Source organism: Paraburkholderia fungorum (genome assembly GCF_900099835.1).
Taxonomy (GTDB): Bacteria; Pseudomonadota; Gammaproteobacteria; order Burkholderiales; family Burkholderiaceae; genus Paraburkholderia; species Paraburkholderia fungorum_A.
Genome location: NZ_FNKP01000002.1, coordinates 2649321 through 2669902, shown reverse-complemented (window position 1 = coordinate 2669902; position 20582 = coordinate 2649321). Strand labels below are relative to the sequence as shown.

The 20582-nt window shown below is 59.0% G+C and carries 20 protein-coding genes; 11 read left to right on the top strand and 9 right to left on the bottom strand.

Features of this window, described 5'->3' with window-relative positions; all coding sequences use genetic code 11:
- Positions 1-110 precede the first annotated feature (110 nt).
- Together BLS41_RS27825 and BLS41_RS27820 are read right to left on the bottom strand one after the other, a co-directional pair.
- Positions 111-452, bottom strand: coding sequence for a HigA family addiction module antitoxin (locus BLS41_RS27825; RefSeq protein ID WP_253189773.1), 342 nt, complete (start codon positions 450-452; stop codon positions 111-113).
- Between the two features lie 130 nt (positions 453-582).
- Complete coding sequence (locus tag BLS41_RS27820) at positions 583-1212, bottom strand: aspartate/glutamate racemase family protein (protein WP_253189772.1); 630 nt, start codon at positions 1210-1212, stop codon at positions 583-585.
- 1465 nt (positions 1213-2677) lie between these two features.
- Between BLS41_RS27820 and BLS41_RS40005 the strand changes: the two genes are divergently transcribed.
- Both BLS41_RS40005 and BLS41_RS27810 read left to right on the top strand, forming a co-directional pair.
- Complete coding sequence (locus BLS41_RS40005; protein WP_074770626.1) at positions 2678-4210, top strand: methyl-accepting chemotaxis protein; 1533 nt, start codon at positions 2678-2680, stop codon at positions 4208-4210.
- Between the two features lie 153 nt (positions 4211-4363).
- Positions 4364-4819, top strand: a complete 456-nt coding sequence (locus BLS41_RS27810) for a hypothetical protein (RefSeq protein WP_074771232.1) — start codon at positions 4364-4366, stop codon at positions 4817-4819.
- 43 nt (positions 4820-4862) lie between these two features.
- On the opposite strand, the gene BLS41_RS27805 is transcribed toward BLS41_RS27810, so the two are convergent.
- The gene (locus BLS41_RS27805) at positions 4863-6254 is read right to left on the bottom strand and encodes a DHA2 family efflux MFS transporter permease subunit (protein ID WP_074770624.1); all 1392 of its coding nucleotides are present in this window, start codon (positions 6252-6254) and stop codon (positions 4863-4865) included.
- Entirely contained in the window at positions 6251-6679 is a 429-nt protein-coding gene (locus BLS41_RS27800; RefSeq protein ID WP_074770622.1) for a MarR family winged helix-turn-helix transcriptional regulator, read from the bottom strand. The genes BLS41_RS27805 and BLS41_RS27800 overlap by 4 nt, the downstream gene beginning before the upstream one ends.
- A 138-nt stretch (positions 6680-6817) precedes the next feature.
- Here BLS41_RS27800 and BLS41_RS27795 point away from each other — a divergent pair, with 138 nt between their 5' ends.
- Positions 6818-7147, top strand: coding sequence for a hypothetical protein (locus BLS41_RS27795; protein WP_074770620.1), 330 nt, complete (start codon positions 6818-6820; stop codon positions 7145-7147).
- An 80-nt stretch (positions 7148-7227) separates the two neighbouring features.
- On the opposite strand, the gene BLS41_RS27790 is transcribed toward BLS41_RS27795, so the two are convergent.
- Both BLS41_RS27790 and BLS41_RS27785 read right to left on the bottom strand, forming a co-directional pair.
- A complete protein-coding gene (locus tag BLS41_RS27790) occupies positions 7228-7725 on the bottom strand; it encodes a hypothetical protein (protein ID WP_143026380.1) in 498 nt (165 codons plus the stop codon).
- A gap of 394 nt (positions 7726-8119) precedes the next feature.
- A complete protein-coding gene (locus BLS41_RS27785; RefSeq protein WP_074770616.1) occupies positions 8120-8440 on the bottom strand; it encodes a pyrimidine/purine nucleoside phosphorylase in 321 nt (106 codons plus the stop codon).
- 507 nt (positions 8441-8947) lie between these two features.
- Here BLS41_RS27785 and BLS41_RS27780 point away from each other — a divergent pair.
- The 6 genes from BLS41_RS27780 to BLS41_RS27755 all read left to right on the top strand — a co-directional run bounded on the left by BLS41_RS27780 (position 8948) and on the right by BLS41_RS27755 (position 15658).
- Complete coding sequence (locus tag BLS41_RS27780; protein ID WP_074770614.1) at positions 8948-9922, top strand: hypothetical protein; 975 nt, start codon at positions 8948-8950, stop codon at positions 9920-9922.
- A gap of 240 nt (positions 9923-10162) precedes the next feature.
- Positions 10163-12112 (top strand): putative bifunctional diguanylate cyclase/phosphodiesterase, encoded by a 1950-nt coding sequence (locus BLS41_RS27775; protein WP_074770612.1) that lies wholly within the window; start codon positions 10163-10165, stop codon positions 12110-12112.
- Between the two features lie 21 nt (positions 12113-12133).
- Positions 12134-12553, top strand: a complete 420-nt coding sequence (locus BLS41_RS27770) for a hypothetical protein (protein ID WP_074770610.1) — start codon at positions 12134-12136, stop codon at positions 12551-12553.
- 177 nt (positions 12554-12730) lie between these two features.
- A complete protein-coding gene (locus BLS41_RS27765; protein WP_074770607.1) occupies positions 12731-12955 on the top strand; it encodes a hypothetical protein in 225 nt (74 codons plus the stop codon).
- 356 nt (positions 12956-13311) lie between these two features.
- Positions 13312-15009, top strand: a complete 1698-nt coding sequence (locus tag BLS41_RS27760) for a fibronectin type III domain-containing protein (protein ID WP_074770604.1) — start codon at positions 13312-13314, stop codon at positions 15007-15009.
- Between the two features lie 208 nt (positions 15010-15217).
- Positions 15218-15658, top strand: coding sequence for a hypothetical protein (locus BLS41_RS27755; protein WP_074770602.1), 441 nt, complete (start codon positions 15218-15220; stop codon positions 15656-15658).
- A 12-nt stretch (positions 15659-15670) separates the two neighbouring features.
- Here the strand turns inward: BLS41_RS27755 and BLS41_RS27750 are convergent, their stop codons facing one another.
- Positions 15671-16819 (bottom strand): peptidyl-alpha-hydroxyglycine alpha-amidating lyase family protein, encoded by a 1149-nt coding sequence (locus BLS41_RS27750; protein WP_074770600.1) that lies wholly within the window; start codon positions 16817-16819, stop codon positions 15671-15673.
- Between the two features lie 324 nt (positions 16820-17143).
- Here BLS41_RS27750 and BLS41_RS27745 point away from each other — a divergent pair, with 324 nt between their 5' ends.
- Positions 17144-17905, top strand: a complete 762-nt coding sequence (locus tag BLS41_RS27745; RefSeq protein WP_074770598.1) for a glycosyltransferase family 2 protein — start codon at positions 17144-17146, stop codon at positions 17903-17905.
- A 5-nt stretch (positions 17906-17910) separates the two neighbouring features.
- On the opposite strand, the gene BLS41_RS27740 is transcribed toward BLS41_RS27745, so the two are convergent.
- Both BLS41_RS27740 and BLS41_RS27735 read right to left on the bottom strand, forming a co-directional pair.
- Complete coding sequence (locus BLS41_RS27740; RefSeq protein WP_074770596.1) at positions 17911-18912, bottom strand: flippase-like domain-containing protein; 1002 nt, start codon at positions 18910-18912, stop codon at positions 17911-17913.
- A gap of 243 nt (positions 18913-19155) precedes the next feature.
- Entirely contained in the window at positions 19156-19506 is a 351-nt protein-coding gene (locus BLS41_RS27735; RefSeq protein WP_074770594.1) for a DUF4148 domain-containing protein, read from the bottom strand.
- A 737-nt stretch (positions 19507-20243) separates the two neighbouring features.
- On the opposite strand from BLS41_RS27735, the gene BLS41_RS27730 reads away from it, so the two are divergent.
- Positions 20244-20537 (top strand): DUF1330 domain-containing protein, encoded by a 294-nt coding sequence (locus BLS41_RS27730; protein WP_074770592.1) that lies wholly within the window; start codon positions 20244-20246, stop codon positions 20535-20537.
- Positions 20538-20582 lie beyond the last annotated feature (45 nt).

Below are 20582 nucleotides of genomic sequence, written 5' to 3'. Positions count from 1 at the left end.
ACGTCTTCGAGCGGCATCGAAGAATTGTCGCAATACGATTGTGAGAGGTAGAAAAGACTGCGGGCATCGCCGATAACTCGACGATGCCCGCGGGAGAAGCTCGAATAACGTTAGAACAATGCCTGCTGTTGCTCGGGGACGATTCGCATGACGTTGAGTTCGTCGAATCGCAAACGTGCTCTTGCAAGATCGTGAAGCAACTGTCGTTGCAGCCAGATTTCGGCACTGATGCCGAATGCCTTGTCGAGTCGCAAGGCCATTTCGGGTGAAATGCCGGCTTTGCCGCTCAAAAGATTGGTGAGTGCCTGCCTGCTGATGCCCAACGCTGCTGCGCCATCGGTGACGCTCAGGTTGAATCGGGCGAGACAGGTCTGTCGAATCAAAGCGCCAGGATGAGAAAAGTCGGAATCTGCCATGGCCCGAACAATATAAGCGATGACGATAGCTGTCAACTGACAAGCGCCTGTTGTCTGGTCTGGCTGTTGCAAAGTCGCCGCACGAGCAGGTGCATTACGAATGCATTACCGTGCGGCTTCTTATTCCGGCCTGCTCGGACTGCACTAAAGCAGCGACGCTCCTGAACTACCGAGCCGCATTGCTATTCGCAATCGCCTGCAACGCGGCATGCGGACTATCGAGTACAACACGTCCCGCATGAACCAGAGGCGCGGCCTGCGCCATCCACGGATGAGCGAATGCCACAACACTAGCGCCCGCGTCATACGCTTGATTTGCGGCGCGCGCGACTTTGGCGAGGCATGCATCGAGATTGCCGCCGGTAAACAGATCCCAGATTCCGGCGACGTTGACTACTTTTATTGAATCGACTTTCTCGTTCACATACTCCGCGAAAAGACGACGAGTGGGCTCGACGGAAGATTCGAGCGCGCACAACACAACGATGTGTCCGCCGATACGCGCGGCGGTCGCAGCTAATGCGGCGTCCGCCCGCACGATTGGGACTGGCAAATCATCAATGGCCGCCGCGACCGAACTCAATGTGGCACACGTGACGACTACTGCGTCGGCGCCGGTCGATAACTCCACGAGGCAATGCTTAATCTGCTCCGTGATCTCCGCAGTGACCATTCCAGTCTGCTGGATGGCTAAGCGGAGGTCAGTCCGTATTTCGTGACGAAGCTGTTCGCTCGACAAGCCCAGGTCCTTTGCCGCGTCGTCGAAAATTTTCCTGTTGCCTTCCAGCGTGTGCAAGAAAGAGATGTGCATTGTCTTTTGCTCCGTGCGGTTATCGGGGGCGGGCCGGTTGCCAGCGACATGTCGGAATGGATTGTTGCAGTAGCCGATTCGCCGGACAAGGCAACTGCGAATACCGGTATTCCCAGTACCCGCATTCGAATGATCTGGCGGGTCGCGCACTGAAAGGACTGATTGAAATACGGTCGATATACATCCGTTAAAGACGCAATACGCTTCAGGTAATTTCTTGTAAGGACTATTTCAATTGCAAGTTGTTTTACCGGGAAATATGTCGGCTAGTCACGAATAAAAAGTACTGGTGCACACAGTGTTTCGGCTTTCTCACGAAATAACACAAAACTTTTCCACTCAATACCCAAACACGCTTGCAGGTAAGGAGAATGTTCCATATTATTTCAACGTTTCCTGCATGTGCCGAGAACCTCAAGAAGATTTGCAGAAATTGGAGTGGTGACTCCGACAGCAAAGGTCGAGAAGCCAGGCTGGTTTTAGCGCTGTATTCAATGAAATTCAACGCGGCTGCGTCGCTGAATTTCTTCATTGAGTACATGAGCGGCATCGTGCTACGAAAAACTTACTGGAAGTGACCGGTATTACGGCTCGTTAAGCGTTGGCGATTGTTGCCTGAATGAAAACCGGTCACGACACTCGTTTCTTACTGGAGGTGTGCGTGAGTATCAGTTCCGTGGCAAGTGCCCTTTACTCACCGATGTATCAGTCGGCATATCAATCGGCCAGTCAGTCGACAACGTCGTCGGCGAGTTCTAATCCTATTCAGTCCGTTGCGCGTTTCGCCAGCGATGTTTCCTCTGCCGCCTCGAGTGTGGTGCCGGTACTCGGGTTGCTAGGCAGCATCATCGATGTGTTTGTTTGAAGGCTGCGCAAACGCCTTTAACCGAATAGATGGTGCAGGTAGAGAAGAGGCGCGACGGCCACGCTAATTAACGGTGGCTTGTCGCGCTCGTGACCTTCTGTCGAGCCAGCTTTGGCGCGGCAAACACCCATTGCATCACCCGTACCTCGACGGCTCACCAGAGCCGCGAGCGTCTCCGCAGTCCATCCCTGCCAATTCGGTCGCCTGGTTTTTCTTGTGTTCGACAGGCGACGCCCTCGCCGCATCCGTCTATCTGAAGTTGGCCGCATGACGTCAGCTAACAAAAGTGCCATTGAAACTCACTTTTATGCAGAGACGTGTGCCCTATCCTCCAATATCGTTAGCGAATCGAGGCGATAAGTCCGGCCCCTGGCCACCCGGCCCGCGTATCGATAAAAAATCGGGTCATCGTCGAAACCTCGGCAATCGCGTCAACAATCAAGACCAGAAAGCGATTCCGTAAGATGCCTCGCCAAAAAAATTAACGGAGACCCGACACGCTTTCGATCTCGCCATCAGCTACATGGCAAAGCGTGTCGGCATAGCCCGCGTTCAGAGCGTGGGCTTTACTTAAGAGGCTGATACATGAAACTGGTCCATCAACTTCCCCTGGCGTTGGGGGCTGCGTTGCTGGTGGCATCGGTGGCGGGGTTGTTCGGGGTTTTCCAGATGAACGATGCCGCCAGCGCATACGAACGGATCATCGAGGTAGATGGTGCTCAAGCCCGCCAGGTGTCCGATGCGCTGATCGCTTTCAAGAACCAGGTGCAGAACGGCAAGGACATCGTGCTGCGCGGCAAGAATCCTCAGCAACTCGACAAGTACTGGAGCGCGTTCCAGAAATACGAGCAGGCTGTGCAGTCCGCCACCGAAAAGCTCGCGGTCGAATTGCCGCCCGGCGAAGCGCGCACGAAGATCGAACGATTCAATGTTCTGCACAAGGAGATGGGGCAGGCGTATCGCAAGGCACTCGACCAGTTGAAGGCGTCGGGCTTCGATATCGCCGTCGGCGATCAGGCGATGGACGGCATCGACCGGGAGCCGGTAATCCTGCTGCGCGAGTCCGGTGTCAAGATTGTCCAGCGGGCCGCTGCGGCGGGCGCATTGGCCAGGGCGAAGCAGACGCGCGCAATCTTCGTGAGCTTCGGCGCGTTGGCGCTGACGGTGCTGGCCGGTATTGCAGGCGCCGTGATGTTTTCGCGTGCGATGACGCGCAAGCTCGGCGGCGAGCCCGACGACGCACGCGAAGCGGCGCGCCAGATCGCTCAGGGCAAGCTCGATGTCGACCTGCACGTGCAACCGGGCGACACCGAGAGCCTGATGGCCGCGATGAAGGCGATGACCGTCTCGCTCGCGGATATCGTCGGCCAGGTGCGCAACAGTAGCGACTCCATCGCGACCGGCTCGGCGCAGATCGCGTCCGGCAACGCGGACCTGAGCCAGCGAACCGAGGAACAGGCGAGCGCGCTTCAGCAGACGGCGGCGTCGATGGAACAACTCAGCGCCACTGTCAGGCAGAACGCCGAAAATGCACGTGAAGCGAGCAACCTGGCGTCGGGCGCTTCGTCGGTTGCGCTGAAGGGCGGCAACGTGGTGAGCCAGGTCGTCGAGACCATGAAGGGCATCAACGAGAGTTCGCGCAAGATCGCGGACATCATCGGCATCATCGACGGTATTGCGGCCCAGACCAATATTCTCGCGCTCAACGCGGCCGTCGAAGCGGCGCGCGCGGGCGAGCAGGGCCGCGGCTTCGCGGTCGTCGCAACCGAGGTGCGCAGCCTCGCGCAGCGCAGCGCCCAGGCGGCACGCGAGATCCAGTCGCTGATCTCGGCGAGCGTCGCGCGGGTCGATCACGGCAACGCGCTGGTCGACGAAGCGGGCGCGACGATGGCGCAGATCGTCGGCGCGATTCAACGCGTGACGGTCATCGTGAGCGAGATCAGCCGGGCAAGTGCAGAGCAGAGTAGCGGCGTCGAGCAGGTGGGCGCAGCGGTGGGTCAGATGGATCAGACCACGCAGCAGAACGCCGCGCTGGTCGAACAGAGTGCGGCGGCCGCCGAGAGCCTGAGGCAGCAGGCCGCGCGGCTGGTTGATTCGGTCGCGCAGTTCCAGCTTTAACGTTGCAGGCGCCACGCTGACATTTGTCTTCACATTGATTCGCGCCAGGCATTCCGGCGCGCGAATGCACGTGAGACCACGGACGCCAATTCTGCGAAAGCCCGCTGCGCACAGCTATAATCGCGCTCGAACGTGGCTATAGAGGTGTTATCCGTGAAGAAGATCGCTGCTTTTGCGCTGGTTGCGCTTGCATTGGCTGGTTGCTCATCGCCTGAGAAGCAGGAGACGAAGGCGCAGCAATTCCTCCACAACGAAAGCGGTCTCGCCGACGCGCAACGTAACGCGGCGGTCGATTGCGTTCCGGCGAATTGCGACGCGGCCTGGGCGCTGACCAAACGCTATATCGAACAACACTCCGAGACGAAGGTGACGCGAGCCGACGCGGTCGCTATCGAAACCGACGCGCCTTACGACTCGGGCGAAGCCGCATTTTCAGCGAGCCGCGACGCGAAGGGTAGCGGCGCGACGCTCACCCTGTTCGCGCAATGCCGCGGTATGTACGGGCCCGACGGTGCGAAGGGTTCGGATTACGACGAGTGCGCAGAGAAAATCCTCAAGACGCAGAATGGTTTTGTGCCCTTCCTCAGGACGCACGCGTCGACTCAATAAGCGTATCAAGAGCAGATCGCCGGGCCTGAATTGCCAAGGTAAGTCAGGCTTCGGCGGCGCGTTGAATTCGTAGCGGAAGTAAAAGCGCCGCTGCGAAAGCCAGCAAATGCAGAGCGCTGAGTGCCGCAAAGGCCACGAGGAATTGCCGGGGTTCGGCACTAGCAGGGCTCTGTGTGGTCAACGAGATGACCACGGCGAGGAGCGTCGTCGCTATCGGGCCGCTGATTCTTTGCGCGATATTGAGCGCCGTATTGGCGACGGGCAACCTCGCTTTCGGAATCGACGAATAGGCGGCCGATATCGATGGAATGCTGATCGTTCCCTGCCCGGCGCCGGCCAGAAACAGGCTGATGACGGCCCATGTGGCCGAGAATTGGTGCGCTGTCATCCACAGGAACGCCAGTGTGCTCAGGAAGGCCAGCAACGCGCCTCCAGCCGCGACTTTGCGGCAGCCGAATCTCTCTGTCAGAAATCCCATTAGCGGAAACGAGCACATCATGCCGACGCCGGTCGACGCGACGAGCCAGCCCGCATGTGCGGCCGACAACCCGCAGCCCGCGATCAGGTATAAAGGCACCACGAGTTGCCGGCCAAACATCACGCCATTGGCGAAAAACTGCGTAATGGCGGCGACGGAGAACGTGCGGTTCGCAAAAATCCGCACGTCGATCAATGCGGAATTGCCCTTGCGTGCCGAGTGCAGCAGAAAGCCCGCCAGACAGAGGCAGCCCGCCAGTAGAAGCCAGCGTCCGTCGTTACGCGAAGCGTTCTGCAGCCCGTAGATAACAGCCACGAGTCCCGGTGAAATAAGCGCAAAGCCGACGAAATCGAATGGGCGCTTCTGTGAGGCCAGAGTGTCGCCGGGAAGCAGCAACGCGGCCAGTGCGACGCCGAGAATGCCGACCGGCACGTTGAGATAGAACAGCCACGACCACGTGGAGTGGGCGAGAACCGCACCCGCCAATACCGGACCGAGAATGGGGCCGAGCAGAATGGGCAACGTGGCGTAGCCCATCACACGCGCCATGTTTTTTCCTGCTACGCGCGCAATCATCATTTGCGTCATGGGCGCGAGCACACCGCCTATCAGCCCCTGAAATACGCGTGCGCAGATCAACTCCGTCATTGTTTGCGCCGCGCCGCATAGAACCGACGCCAATGTAAAGCTCGCAAAGCCGATCAGATAGAGACGCTTCGCGCCAATCCGGTCGACGAGCCAGCCATTGAGCGGAAGCATTAACGCCATAGCCAGCAAATAGCCGCTGACGATCCATTGCGCAGTCGCTATCGACGAATCGAGTGCGTGGCTTATCGCCGACAGCGAGACATTGACGACGGTCGAATCGATCTGCGTCATGAACGGTCCGATCACGGCGACGATCGCCACTTTCCAGACCAGCGCGTCGACGCTATTGCTGCCGCTTTTGCTGCTCATTTCCCCGCCAGCTTTCTGATGATGTCGGCGGCTCTGAACAAGGTATCGCGCTCATCGGCGTCGAGTTCGGCGATAGCCTGCGAGAGCCACATCTGCTTGGCCTCGCGATTCTGCTTGCGCAGCTGAACGCCTTTTGGCGTGAGCTCGATCAGCATTTGCCGGCCGTCTGTTGCATGCGGTTTGCGCTTCACGATGCCCATTTCTTCGAGCGAATTGACGGTCGTGCCCATCGACTGCGGCTTCATGCCTTCGGCGCGTGCGAGTGCTGCGGTGGTGGCCGGACCGTCATTCGCCAGTCGCGACATGACCACCGATTCGGTCATTGAAAGCTCGCTGGTGCCGCCTTCATTGCGGGCGCGGCGCAGCAGCAGTCCGACCGCCTGCATCAGATCGAGGACGGATTGCTGGAAAGTTTTACTGGGCATGTGCTTCGGAGCGTATTCAGATTGAGCAGGTATCAAGCATGAATTTATTCAGCCAAACTTGCAAGGTAAACTTGCAAGTTTGGCTGAATAGTGAGAATCTTGGCTCACACGTCGTTGTGACGATGGGAGAGCGTTCAGATGCCGCCGTATCACCATTACCTTTCGTACTTCTTTGGCGGAGCGTTTGTCGCCAATGCCATTCCGCACTTTGTCAGTGGAATGATGGGCCGGTCTTTTCAGAGTCCGTTTGCGAAGCCGCCAGGTAAAGGCCTGTCCTCAGCCATGGTCAATGTGCTGTGGGGAGCGTTTAATTTTGTGGTGGGTTATCTGCTGATTTGTCGTGTCGGCGATTTCGATATTCGCATCACGGCGGATGCCACTTCGGCCGGTCTCGGCGCGTTGCTGATGGCAGTGATGGCGGCGCATTTATTCGGGCCTTTTCACGGAGGCCTGCCCGAGGGCAAGTAATTCGTATTGCCGACGCAGGCTATGTCGGCAATACGAAAGTACTGTTATTTATGCTGTGTTGTCGCGAACGGAGAACAGTATTACTTCGCCGCGCCGACCAGAGCGAACGCATCGTATTTTGGATTGATTGGCGTATGCGGCATGTGCGTAATTGCTTCTTCTACCAGAGGCTCACAGGCGCTGTAATCCGATCCGATGCTGTCGCTATGCGCCTGCGGAAAGTTGACGGCGAGTACCTTGCCGCCCCAGCGATCCACGGTCGCTGTCATGCTGCATTTGCCTGCGCCGCCCACTTTCACGTCGAGCAGGACGAGGGTCATATCTAACGCAGAGTCCGAATTGGAGAAATTCCACTGAGCGGTCATCCGGTCAGTCGGGCCTCCCGTGCTAATCACTTTCATTGTCTTGTCGGGAATACCGACCGATTGCACCAGATCGAGAATATTTGACCCGACGAGTTCGCCGGTTTGTTCTCGCGCTTCGTGCATCCGGTAAGTTGCACAACCCGACAGCAGAGTGATCAGAAAGAGGACGGTAATTTTGGGGATTCGCAAGGGAGTATCTCCGTTGGCGCGCATGGACCGATACGCAGTAGATGACAGGAACAGGGCGGCGCGAATCACTCGAACAATGCGAGCCGCAGCATCGGACTGCTATTGATTGCATCATTCCCTGAGATGGATTTCAGGCACTCCCAATTGCGAGTTGGTGGATGCAGTGTTCCTGCACGAGTGCCTGAAGTGTTCACTTCATCTTCTAACGGATCGACTGTCGACGGGATAGTTCAATGGAATATCCGACAGGCGCGCGTTGTTACCGCGAGTCCTTACGGTGCATTACGAAACGCTGATTGGATGTATGGATTTGAGCGCTGTGTGCGCGCTCTGCAACGCGTCAGAAAGCATTGCGAACAGGGTGATCAGGTTCTTCTCCGGCACAGACGAAGGTCGCCTGTGCCTTCATGCGCGGTTCTTACAGATAGCTGCAAATGTAATCGAGCGTTTCAGTCACGTCGATATCGAAGCGGCTCTTGCCCGGGACCGAAAACGATTCGCCAGCGCCATACGTCTTCCATTCTTCGCTGCCTTCGAGACGGATGCGGCATTGGCCGGCCTGAACTTCCATCAGTTCCGGCGCGTCTGTGCCGAAGTTGAGCGTGCCCGGCAGGATGATGCCGAGCGTCTTGCGCGTGCCGTCGGCAAACAGAACTGTATGGGACACGCACTTGCCGTCGAAATAAACGTTGGCACGTTTGATAACGGAAACCTGATCGAATTGGGTTGCTGCCGACATGGCTGTCTTCCTCTGAATTGTCGTGAATGGATGAATGAGCGGCGCCTTGCGGCGAATCGCTGCGCGATCTGCGCAGCCCGCCTGCGCGAACTTTCGTTGCGGCGCGAGTCCGCCATCATACCGAAAGTCCCCGCACGGGCGGCCGACAAGAGGCGCCCAGAAGCGTGAAAACCGGGCGGCATTCAGCGCAAATTATTCAGCAGCCACATATCGTTTTATTTCCGTATTTTACGCTCCATGACAACTCCGGTACTCGTGAAAATAGACTACGCTTAATGGCGGAATACAAAAAAATCGCCTTAAATCAAAGCTCTCGAAATTCGAATAATTTCATCGTCATAAATAGTAATGTTTTTTCAGGCATTTATTCGCGTAATGCGAATGCCGATTGTTAGCGTAATTCATATTGAATGAGCGAGGTCGTGCCACAATTTCCACAGGCAACGACTGGATTCGTTAGCTGTTAGCCGCTGTGCTTCCCACTACGAACCGACATCTACCACGACGATGCAATTCACGAGGATCCTTGCCTGCGCCGCTGCCGCCCTGTGCGCGCGCGGTGCGTCTGCTCAGGAGATTTCTTTCTACGCTGGCCCGTTAACCGGCGGGCACGCCCACTCCTATTCGTGGGCACTCGATTACACCGAAGGTATTAACCAGTATTTCGCAGGCAGTCTCACGTGGCTCAATGAAGGCCATATCCCCGATCATCACCGCGATGGACCGGTCGCCCAATTGTGGGGACGACTTCCGCTGATGCAGCGACGCCTGGTCTTTTCGCTCGGCGTCGGCCCTTATCGCTACTTCGATACCGAAGCCGCTTCGCAAGGCGCGGGCTATTCGAACACTCATGGCTGGGGCGTCGTTTATAGCGCGCGTGCCACGTGGTATTCGTCGCACCGCTGGACCGGCAATCTGCAACTCAATCACGTGCAGGTGGCGGGCGGGGAGTCGACTACGGCGGTCATGCTCGGCATCGGCTATCAACTGGACGCACCCGACACGCCGGGCCCGCGCGATTTCGCACTGCCGCGCACGAGCAAGGTCACGAACAACGAAATCACGTTGATGGCCGGCACGACGATCCTGAACAGTCTCGAATCGCAGACTTCGTGGGCTGAAGCGATCGAGTACCGGCGTGGATTGACGAACTATCTCGACGCCACGGTCGGCTATCTGCACGAAGGCAGCGGCCTGACCGCGCGTCGGGACGGCGCGACCGCGCAACTGTGGCTGACCCGCGCGTTCCTCGACGAGCGCCTGTCGCTCGGCGTCGGCGCGGGCGCTTACGCGGCGATCCATCATGGCGATTCGGGCGACACCAGAACGAGCGGTGACGGCATCCTGTCCGGCCTCGTGTCGATGTCGGCGTCGTATCGCGTCACACGCAACTGGTCGGCGCGCGTCACGTGGAATCGCGTGATGACCCGCTATAGCCGCGACACTGATGTGATTCTGGGCGGTATCGGTTACCGGTTCTGAACGCGCGCAACGGTCCAGCGCGGCAAAGTTCAGAGCGGTAACGACAACGTAGCCTGTGGTCAGTCCCACACAACACGCGTGAAATTTGCCCGCTCGCAGGCGCGCAGACACCGGCGCTTCATGTCGAAATGCGACACTTTTGACAACACCTCCTCCCCGAATAACCTGACGAATTAAGTTTACGTAATAATTGCTGCGCACGACCGTTTGAGTCCACCAACCATCAGAAATGCGCAGGTCATGGCTTTTAGCGAACCAAGGTCTCCATTTTTCAAGTGGGTCGTGTCTTCCGCTCAAAACCTGAGCGCGGACAATCGGCAGATCCTGCTTGCAAATCTGTTCACGCGTACCTTATCGATCGTATTCGCGTCGATCTGCGAAATCAGCGTTTGCGCCACCGCGTATTACCTCTATCCCATTCCCCTCTATGCAGCGTGGGGCGGCGCCGTCATCGCGTTGCTCATGGTCCGGCTTGCGTTGATCTGGCTGTCCCGCGTGCGCAGCGCCCAAAACCGGCCGACGCCGACTTCCGCGTTTCTGCTGGCGAGTCTGCTGTGGAGCGTGCTGTTCGGATTCGGCACTCTGTTATGCAACATTAGCGGAAGCCAGACGCTCTTCCTGCTTGGAAACGTTTGTGCGGTCGGGGTGATCGGCGGACTGGCGGGGCGCAACGCCGGCACGCCGCGGCTCGCGCTTTTGCAGATCACGTTTATTCTCACGCTGCTCGGCATCGGCGCGGTGCTGTCGCCTGGTAACGGCAAGCTCGTGCTGCTGTTTCAGGCGCCGTTCTGCGCGGCTGGCTTCTTCACGGTGGCGCTGCGCAGCAATCGCGACACGGTCGCGTTGTTGCTGGCGCGCGAAAACAGCCACCGTCTCGCCCATCAGGACAGCCTCACCGGTTTGCCAAACCGCGCGCGTATCAGCGAACTTCTGCTGGAGCGCACCGAGTTAGGCGCGTTCCGGCAGGATCAGTCGTTTGCCGTTCTGCTGATCGACCTTGATGGTTTCAAGGCCATCAACGACAGCCTGGGCCACGCTGCCGGCGACCAGATTCTTCAGGAAGCGGCGACTCGTCTGCGTGAAGTTCTGCCCGGCGGCGATCTGGTTGGACGTCTCGCGGGCGACGAATTCGTCGCGATTTCCGACTGCTCGCGAGAGGTGCGGGACGCCCGCGTTCTGGCCGACCATATCGTCAAGACACTCGCGCGGCCATTCGCGCTGAGCGAGGCGCTCGTGCATATCGGCGCGAGCGTCGGCGTCGCGCTCTACCCGGAGCACGCGAAAACAGGACCGCAATTGCTGATTTGCGCCGACCGGGCGTTGTATGCGGTCAAACGCAGCGGTAAAAGCGCGTTCGCGGTGTTCGACGCCGACAAGCACGTATCGGATGAAAGCCTGAGTCTTTTGCGCAGCGATCTGGAAGGGGCGCTCAAATCGTTCAGCGGTTTGCGCATGGAGTATCAGCCGATTGTCGACCTCGGCAGCGGTGCGGTGACGGGTCGTGAAGCGCTGTTGCGCTGGACGCATCCCACGCGAGGCGAGTTGCCACCGTCCGCATTTATTCCGACCGCGGAACGCACCGGCCTGATCCTCGCATTGGGCGAATGGGTGCTGCTGCAGTCCTGCACGGAAGCCGTGAAATGGCGCGATAAAGCCATCGTCGCCGTGAACGTGTCGCCGGTTCAGTTGCGCGAAGAATCATTTGCATCGACGGTCTCGGCCATTCTCCGCAGAACGAAGCTGCCACCTGTGCGCCTTAATATCGAGGTCACGGAAACTGTGTTGTTGAGCGACGACGTGGTTACCCGGCGCAATGTCGCGAGGCTGCGCGCGTTGGGAATCGGACTGGCGCTCGACGATTTCGGTACCGGCTTTTCCACCATGTCTACCCTCGTACGCTTCTCGTTCGACAAGCTGAAGATCGACAGTTCGTTCGTGCGAGAGTCTGTGCACGGGCGCGAATCCGCAGCGGTGGTTCGCGGAATCGTGGCGCTGGCACGGGAAATCGGCATGCCGACCACGGCGGAAGGCATCGAGACACAGGAGCAGTTGAATTTCGTGCGTGTGTGCGGCTGCACACACGCCCAGGGCTTTCTACTAGGCAAACCGGTGAGGGGCGAAGAGATTGCGCAGATCGACGAGTTGCTTGCGACGAGTTCCGAAGACACAGCCGCGAATGCCCGCCACTGAATTTCGCTACGAAGGACAAGCATGAACGCCGCTTTGCAATTTCAGTTGAGGCTGACTGTTTCGCCCGAACTCGCAGAAGCCTTGCGTGCAGATGCGACTGCCACGATCCGTCCCGCGCTCCAGGATATTTTGCTCCGGCACAACGCTTCACTGAAGTGTCAATTCGATGCATTCGCCGACTACGTTAGCGAGGCAGAGAGGCTCGGAACGGAACACTATCCGCTTTATCAGTGGACTCGCGAAACCATTGAGAACCCGGAGAAGAAAGCGAAGTATCTGCAATCGTTCACGGTCTATGTGAACGGCGCGGAGGTGTATGAAAAGAGCGTGACGGATGCATTGGAAGAGGAGCTACTGAAGCTGGTCGCCGCCAATGGTATTACGCGCGTTTCCAGATTCGATACCAATCCGGCGAATAATCCACAGCCGCCCGCGCGTTAGCCGGATCGAGCATCTTAAGAGCTTCGGGATCACGCTCACACTTTCGCCGTGCTTACAGACTTCGTTCGAAGCGCGAACCCTCGCGGCTACATCACATCATTAATTCGGTTTTACTTTCCGCGACATCGCGTCGACTTCGTGAGAGGATGCAAATTCACTATTTTCACGGAGAGCGACATGGGACTTTTGGACGAAGCAGGAAAGATCGCGGGAGCAATCGCTGCCGTTGAAGCCGCTGAAAAAGTGGACCCGGAAGCCGGTCTTCTGACCAAAGGCATCGCCGCGATTGCCGGCTTTGAAGGCGCGGGCAAGCTCGAATCGATGATCGAGAAGAAAGACGACGACACGCAGCAAGCCGACAACGTCCAGGCGTCGGACGACAACACCAATCCGCAGACCTGAAAAAGAGCCGGGTACGCGTAGTACACGCAAGGTTGGCCGTTGAGTCGTATAAGCGTGAATTTGAAAACGCTAAACAGCGGCCTCCTTGCGATTCCCTGTCGGTCTCGTCGCTGCAAAAAATTCTGAATACCCGCACGTTTCTGTCAATCCGGCAGCCTTTGCCTGCCACTCAAGCAATGCTCTTTCTGTTCTGTTGTCTGTGATCCTGAGCCCTGGCGTATCCGTTTCTTTCATCTGGATGTCATAGCTTCGCAGCTAGGATCGCTGGAAACCTTCGTCACGCACTCGTCCGGCCGTGCACGATGCACGCCGCTCAGGTCCTGGCGTTCTTCCACCCCACTACAAGAACACAAGACATGTCGAACAGAAAAGTCACCAGTCCTTCTGCAACTGATGATCAGGGCGCATCCATTGTCTCGCGTCGAGGGTTTTTGAAGTTCGCCGGCGCGTCCAGTCTGGCAACGGCGGCGGGCACGCTTGCATCGGCGGCGCGGGCGGGCAGCAGTACGCCTGACGGCACGCCCGAGCAAATCCACCTGACCTGGGGCAACGACCCGGCCAGCGAGGTTATTGTGTCGTGGGCATCGCTGGCGCCGGCCGTAAAGCCGCTGGTGCGCATCAGCGGAGGAGACAGCGGTCGGCAAACGGTGCACGCGATTCAAAGCACCTATACCGACGGCCTCAACGGCGAGGTCGTGTTCACCTATCACGCGCGTCTGCGTGATCTGAAGCCGGACACGAATTACCAGTACGAAGTGACCGCCGAGAACGACAGCAACGCGGGTCAACCTTTCACCGCGAGCTTCCGCACCGCGCCGCACGGCCGCAAGCCGTTTCGCTGGACGAGCTACGGCGATCTCGCCACGCCGAATACCGGTTGGGTTCTGTCGTCGCCGCAAAGCCGCTTCGCGGTGCAGGCAGTCGAGCGTTTTCAGCCGCTGTTTCACCTGCTCAACGGTGACCTCTGCTACGCCAATCTGAACCCGACGCAACAGCCTGAAGTGTGGCGCGACTTCGGCAATAACGCACAGACGTCGGCGGCGAATCGTCCGTGGATGCCGTGTCCCGGCAATCACGAACTCGAATTCAATAACGGCGAACAGGGCCTGGCGTCGTATCTCGCGCGCTATACGCTGCCGGATAATCACACGCGTTTTCAGGGGCGCTGGTACACCTTCCGCGTGAGCTCGGTGCTCTTCGTCTCGCTCGATGCCGACGACGTCGTCTATCAGGACGCGGCCGCTTTCGTCGCCGGTCCCGCACCGCTGGTGCCTGCCGCGAGCACGGGCAATCCGCCGATTCAACCGGGAACCTCGCTCTATGTGCGCGGATATAGCGGCGGCGAGCAGACGCGTTGGCTGGAAAACGTGCTGAGCCGTGCATCGAAGGACGACGACATCGACTGGATCGTCGTGCAGATGCATCAGGACGCGCTGAGTTCGTCGCAGACGGGCAACGGCTCGGACAAGGGCCTGCGCGAAGCGTGGCTGCCGCTGTTCGACCGTTACGGCGTCGACCTCGTGCTCTGCGGGCACGATCACGACTACGAGCGCAGCTATCCCGTGCGCGGTTGCAATCACAACAAGGGCACCGACATCGCCTCCGGGCGTCCGGTCGATACGTTGCAGCCGAAGCCGGTGATGTCGGCGGTATCGGCGGGGGCATCGACATTCGACACGAGCCACGGCACGATTCACCTGATCCTCGGCGGCGGCGGCACGAGTGCGCCGCTCGACGTGTATGGCGTCGATGCGGGCACGGGTTTGCCGCAAGCACGCATCTTCACGCGGCCCAACCGCCCCGTTGCATCGACAACGACCGCAGGCACGTTCGTGCGAGCCGGTGCGGATGCCGTCGAAGATGCAATCTGGTCGGCGCAGCGCGACACCGGCACGGGCTACGGCATTGCGGTGTTCGATCACGATCCGGGCCATCCGGGCGGCGAGACGAGCATCACGATGAACTACTACCACGCACCCGGCGCCGATCAGACACCAACGCCGAACTATGAACTGTTCGAAACGATCGAGCTGAAAAAGAAACGCCGCGGATAAACACGTAATACGCGTCAAATAAGCAATCAATCGCGGGCCATCGTCATTCGATGACCCGCGATTTTGCTTTTCGCGCGGCGCGTCAATCCCCTGGCGTCGAGTCGCTTCATTTTGTTACACGTCTTACCGAGGTCCTGCGAGACGGTTACAACGGGCTTTCAAAAACGTCGCTATACTCGCGCCGTCTCAAAAACAAAACTACCTCGATATGTCGAACAGATTCATCCGGATGGTCGCTGTGGCGGCACTCACCGCAGCAGCGTCGTTGTCGGCAATGGCCGGCGATATGAACAACATGCTCGGCGGCGCGCTCGGCGGCGTCGCGGGCGCGGCCCTGGGCGGCGCGGTGGGCGGCAGCACCGGCGCGGTGATCGGCGGTGCGGTCGGCGGCGGCGCAGGCGGCGCGGTCACGTCGAACCGGCGCGAGCGCACGGGTGCGATCATCGGCGGCGCGCTGGGCGGCGGTGCGGGCACGGCGGCCGGCAATGCCATGGGCGGTCGCGGAGGCGGTCTCGTCGGGGCGGCATTGGGCGGCGGCGCGGGCTCGGCGCTGGGCGGCAACATCTCGCGTTCCAACTCGTATTCGAACGATTATTCTCGTGGATACCGCTCCCGCAACCGTCATCACAAGCCACGTCATTACGACTGAGCGGCGAGTGAATCACGCGTGCAGAATCAGCTTCTGCACGCGCCAGTTCAACAGCTCGGCGACGAATAAAACATTCTCCGATGGGCACGCCATCTGATGAATCCAGCCGAACTGTTTCGGCTGCTTGCCTGCTTTGCCGAGTACGCCGAGTACCTTGCCGTCGAGCGTCATCCTGTAGATGCGCCCTGGAAATGCGTCGGCGCTGTAGAGCACCTGGTTCGGTCCCGGTGAAATGCAGATGGCCCACGGTGAGCCCGGCGCAAACGTGCCCGCTGCAATGGCCGCTTCGTCGGGCATGTTGCCGATTGCCGGACGCGCGTCGGGCGGCACGGGCACGTCGATCGTGAACTGCCGTTTGAAATTACCTTCGGTGTCGAACACCTGAATGCGCCGGTTGCTGCGATCCGCGACGTAGATGTTGTCGTGCGCATCGAGCGCAATACTGTGCGGCGTATGAAATTGTCCCGGACCCGTGCCACGGTCGCCCCATGACTTGATCCAGTTGCCGTCGCGATCCACTTTGGCGACGCGCGAGTTGATATAGCCGTCGCTGATGTACGTGTTGCCTGCGGCGTCCCACGCTACGTCCGTCACCTGACGGAAGCGGCCGGGTTCGGAAGGCAGCGGCGGATTGGGATGCTTGAGCGGCCCGGTTTCTTCATCAGCGGCCTCCTGCTTGCGGCCGAATACCATCGCGACGCGTCCATCCGGGGTGAACTTGATCACCATGTCGGAGCCCTTGTCCGTCACCCAGATGTTGTCCTGCCGATCCACCTTGACGGTATGCGCGAACGACCACGCGTACAGGTTGTGGCCGATCTCGCGGATAAAGCGTCCGTCGGGCGAGAACTCCAGAAGCTGTGCGGCAGCTGCGCCATAGGCAGGCCCGTTGGTGTTGCCGCGAGACAGTACGAAGATGTGGCCGCGCGAATTGAGCGCTACACCGGAACATTCGCCCAGATAGGTGTCTTTCGGCAAAAGAACGGGGTTGGCAACGGAGTCGTAAGCAATCGACGGCACGTCCTGTGCATCGGCAAAAGCGGTGGGCATGGCGAGTGCGGCAGCGGAGCCGGCGATCAGACTCATGAACATGCGGCGGCTCATTGCCCGATGCTCTGTACTTCCACAACACGGACAAAACGACCCATAGTGTTCGCTCATTCGATGTCTCCTTTTGTGGGCTGTGACGTGATCGGCGTACACGGGCTCGTCACATGCAAAGGCAATCGTAGTGCACAAAACGCTTAATAGCTAAGCTGGTTTTCGCGTGGATGTATGAGAGGTTTCGAAGTGAGGCGACCATGTTTGCATGATCATGTTCAAGCGGACCGAGTGGCGGCACGATCTTTGCGAACCGTCTTTGCGATTCACGCCGGGTCACAAAAGTAGTGGGTACGCTCGCGTATGATGGGCAGCGACTCTAATACCCTTTCATTGCGCATGACGTAACAGTTATAGCGTTCAATGCACACCTTTCATTTGCCTATGACCGCCAGCTCCTCTGCATACGGTTCGCAATTCATCTCGTGCATCATCTGCGCATATAACGAAGCGCCTCGCATCGGGCAAGTACTCGCCGTCGCCGCCATGCATGCGGCGTTGGGCGAAGTCATTGTCGTCGACGACGGGTCCACCGACGGCACGGTCGATATCGTCAAACAGTTTCCTTCGGTACGTCTGATCGCGCGCGCCACGAACGGCGGCAAAAGCGCAGCGATGATGGATGGCATCGCCGCCGCACGCGGTGATCTGCTGATGCTGCTGGACGCCGACCTCAAAGGGCTTGCTACAGAGCATATTAGTGCGCTCGCGGCCCCCGTGATTACAGGCCGCGCGGATGTCAGCATCAGCCTGCGGCAGAACAGTCTCGCGATTTTTCGTGCTATCGGCCTCGACTTCGTTTCGGGCGAGCGCGTGGTCAGGAAGGCGTTGTTGCAGGAGTCGGTCGTGCAGATTCGCGCGCTGCCACGCTTCGGCATCGAAGTGTTTATGAACCGCCTGATCATCGATCGACGCCTGCGAATTGCTGTCACGCATTGGCCGCATGTCACCCAGGCACGCAAGACCGAAAAGCTCGGCTATTGGCGCGGCGTTCGCGCGGAATGGCGGATGATTGCCGACCTGCTGCGGGTGGTCTATCCGCTTGCATTGATCTCGCAGACGGTACGGTTATCGCGCCTGAGGGTCGCGCATGGGCGCGTGTCTTTTGCGACTCGCATGAGGGGCGTTCCAGACACGCCGCAATAATCCGCTTACGCGCGTTTGGTGCCGACGCGAACGAGCGCCAAAGCCGCAATGCCGAAGGCTCCCAACGCCAGCGGACAGAATAGTGTTGCGAATCGCCAGAGTATGAGGGCGGTTCCGACTGTCGCTCGCGGTACCCATGAGCCGAATGCGGCGGCAAGCCCGAGGTCGCCGCCACCACCGCCAGCGGGAATGCCGGTCCACAGCGCAGCGTGCAGGACCAGCGCCTGGACGGCCACGACAAAGCCCGGCGGCAGCGCATAACCCAACTGAAGCAGAATGAACCACAACGCGCCATAGCGGAGCAGCCATTGGGTCGTGGTCAGCAGAAGCAGCACGGCGAGTTGCCAGCGTGGTCCGGTGAGTAGATGCGTCCATTGCTGGCGCACGTTGACGACGAACGCGCGCCACTGCGCGGGGCGCTCATTTTTTATGCCGACACGTTCGAGCACGCGGTGAACACTCGCACCGAGTTGTCGCCGGTATCGCCAGATGCCGAATGCTAGCGCGATAACGCCGAGCGAAACGCAGGCCGCGACTTGCAGCGACATCGGCGCAATCAGCCCGCTCACCAAACCGATACAAGAGACGATCGAAACCGGCACTGCTATTGCAAAGAAGGCGAGATCGAGCGCCTGGTCGCCGCTGACGACGGTGGTCGCCTGGGTCCACGACGCGCCGGCGCGTTGCAATAGCCCGAGATTCACGCCATATCCCGCTGCGCCGAACGGTGAGCCCAGAAACGCCGCATCGGTGACGAAGGTGATCGCAAGCGTGCGCGGAAACCGTATGTGCAGGCCCAACGCGGTCTGCATCAATTGCTGCTTGCCTGCTTTGGCCATTGCACTGACGAGCGCACTCGCGGCCAGCATGACGATGAGATGAGGCGACGCAGCCTGCAGTCCGGCCACGATGGCATCAGAGCCCAACAGAAACGGCGCACCGATGGCAAAGCCGACGCCGATGATGGCCAGCAAAATGGTCGCACCGAGTGCAAGCGGTTTCGTCAAAGGAGTGTCCTGAGCAGGTCCGTCGGAGCAAACCTCGAACGTTACGACATACGTGTGTCGGAAAAGTGTCGGGGCGGTGTCCGGGGTGTGTGTCAGGAAATTTTTGGGCTTGATCGCACTGGGGTCGTGTGATGAGCGGTTAGTGCAAGGAGGGCGATAATCTGCTTGCGGGACTATTGCTCAACAAATTAGTAGGAATCCTGCTTGTGGAGCAAGCGAAGCAGGATTCTATATATGCATCGATTAGCTACCGAAGAAAGGATTGCAAAAACTTACCGGGCCTACGCATTCCGGCGTCATCTGCATGCGTTCGGGCTTGCCGGAAGAAGAGTTGCCATTCTGGGGCATGCCGCCGTATTCGGACTGAGTGGTTTGCGAGCTATCCTGCGCGGCGATCTTTGCTTCGGCAGCCTGGATATCGGCGGGATAGTTGGCGTCGTCGCTCGTCGAAGGGTTGTAGCCCGCCTGTTCGACGCGGATCAGATCGGCGCGCACTTCAGCGCGTGTGAGCGGTGCATTCGATTGAGCGAAGCTGAGAGCGGGAACAGCCAATGCGCCGGCAGCGAGAGCGAAACAAACGAGAGATTTTTTCATGATGGAAATTCCTTTAAACGGGATGAGTTGACTGGTAGAAATAGCCGAGACAATGCGGCGTGTTTAGCTACCGAAATATGGCGTGCAATAACCGGCGGGGCCCACGCACTGTTGCGTGTTCGTCGGCTTGTGTTCTTTTGCTGAAGCCTGAGTCGCGACGCCAATCGAAGCAAAGAGCGCCATTGCCGCGAAGGTGAGAAATTTGAGTTTCATTGCGGATGCCTAACTAATTAATGATGAAGATCACCGTACGCGTGAGTGCAAGGTGAAGCTGTTCGTGCGCCTGGATACGGTCCGTCTGAGACTGGAGCGGCATTCGAAGGCTTTTGCCTGAATCGGCAAGCCGGATGTTTGCTGCTGTCTACGTATGGTCAAACACGATGAAGCTTCCTTTTATTCCCAATTTTTTCGATGCCGTGAATTTTTTTTGACAGCGTCAGCGTGATGCCTCGGGCGAGCAGCCATACAAACGGCTGACAACATGGGGTAGAAGGTACGTGCTTATTGCGGCCTCCCCCGGCCAGGCGGTCGATACAGGCCTACGTCGCGCGACGGAACAAGGGGCGTTTGCCCGAACAGCTATGAAGGGAGCGATTGCAGAAACCTCGCGCATCGAGACCGAAAAAGTACGATCGTCTCCGCTCAGGCACGAATGCCCGCGCCACCGAACCGCACCATCTCTCTTTGCTACTATGTCGGCAGCGTCAGCTTCCGAACCGAAGAACAAGGAGATTCAAATGAGCAAAGGGTATTGGGTAACCAGCTATCGCAAGACGAACGACGCGGCGAAACTCGCCGCCTATGCGCAACTCGCCGCGCCGGCAGTGGCCGCTGCCGGTGGCAAATTCATCGTGCGCGGTGTGGCGGATGAAGCGCGTGAGCAGGGTTTGAAGGAGCGGACGGTCGTCATCGAGTTTGCGACCTACGAACAGGCGGTCGCCGCTTACGAAAGCGACGCGTACAAGAAGGCGCTCGAAGCGCTGGGCGACGGTGTGGAGCGCGATCTGCGGATTGTGCGCGGCACGGAATAACGCGGCGCTATCGGAATAAGGGCGCCCCGGGTGATAGCGGGCGCC

Excerpts from the sequence above, each read along its gene's own strand:
- BLS41_RS27760 (WP_074770604.1), top strand. The coding sequence starts at position 13,312 with ATGTCGAACAGAAAAGTCACCAGTCCTTCTGCAACTGATGATCAGGGC.
- BLS41_RS27790 (WP_143026380.1), bottom strand. The coding sequence starts at position 7,725 with ATGCGCGCCAACGGAGATACTCCCTTGCGAATCCCCAAAATTACCGTC.
- BLS41_RS27770 (WP_074770610.1), top strand. The coding sequence starts at position 12,134 with ATGAACGCCGCTTTGCAATTTCAGTTGAGGCTGACTGTTTCGCCCGAA.
- BLS41_RS40005 (WP_074770626.1), top strand. The coding sequence starts at position 2,678 with ATGAAACTGGTCCATCAACTTCCCCTGGCGTTGGGGGCTGCGTTGCTG.
- BLS41_RS27755 (WP_074770602.1), top strand. The coding sequence starts at position 15,218 with ATGTCGAACAGATTCATCCGGATGGTCGCTGTGGCGGCACTCACCGCA.
- BLS41_RS27780 (WP_074770614.1), top strand. The coding sequence starts at position 8,948 with ATGCAATTCACGAGGATCCTTGCCTGCGCCGCTGCCGCCCTGTGCGCG.
- BLS41_RS27800 (WP_074770622.1), bottom strand. The coding sequence starts at position 6,679 with ATGCCCAGTAAAACTTTCCAGCAATCCGTCCTCGATCTGATGCAGGCG.
- BLS41_RS27730 (WP_074770592.1), top strand. The coding sequence starts at position 20,244 with ATGAGCAAAGGGTATTGGGTAACCAGCTATCGCAAGACGAACGACGCG.
- BLS41_RS27745 (WP_074770598.1), top strand. The coding sequence starts at position 17,144 with ATGACCGCCAGCTCCTCTGCATACGGTTCGCAATTCATCTCGTGCATC.
- BLS41_RS27765 (WP_074770607.1), top strand. The coding sequence starts at position 12,731 with ATGGGACTTTTGGACGAAGCAGGAAAGATCGCGGGAGCAATCGCTGCC.
- BLS41_RS27805 (WP_074770624.1), bottom strand. The coding sequence starts at position 6,254 with ATGAGCAGCAAAAGCGGCAGCAATAGCGTCGACGCGCTGGTCTGGAAA.
- BLS41_RS27795 (WP_074770620.1), top strand. The coding sequence starts at position 6,818 with ATGCCGCCGTATCACCATTACCTTTCGTACTTCTTTGGCGGAGCGTTT.
- BLS41_RS27735 (WP_074770594.1), bottom strand. The coding sequence starts at position 19,506 with ATGAAAAAATCTCTCGTTTGTTTCGCTCTCGCTGCCGGCGCATTGGCT.
- BLS41_RS27750 (WP_074770600.1), bottom strand. The coding sequence starts at position 16,819 with ATGAGCGAACACTATGGGTCGTTTTGTCCGTGTTGTGGAAGTACAGAG.
- BLS41_RS27785 (WP_074770616.1), bottom strand. The coding sequence starts at position 8,440 with ATGTCGGCAGCAACCCAATTCGATCAGGTTTCCGTTATCAAACGTGCC.
- BLS41_RS27775 (WP_074770612.1), top strand. The coding sequence starts at position 10,163 with ATGGCTTTTAGCGAACCAAGGTCTCCATTTTTCAAGTGGGTCGTGTCT.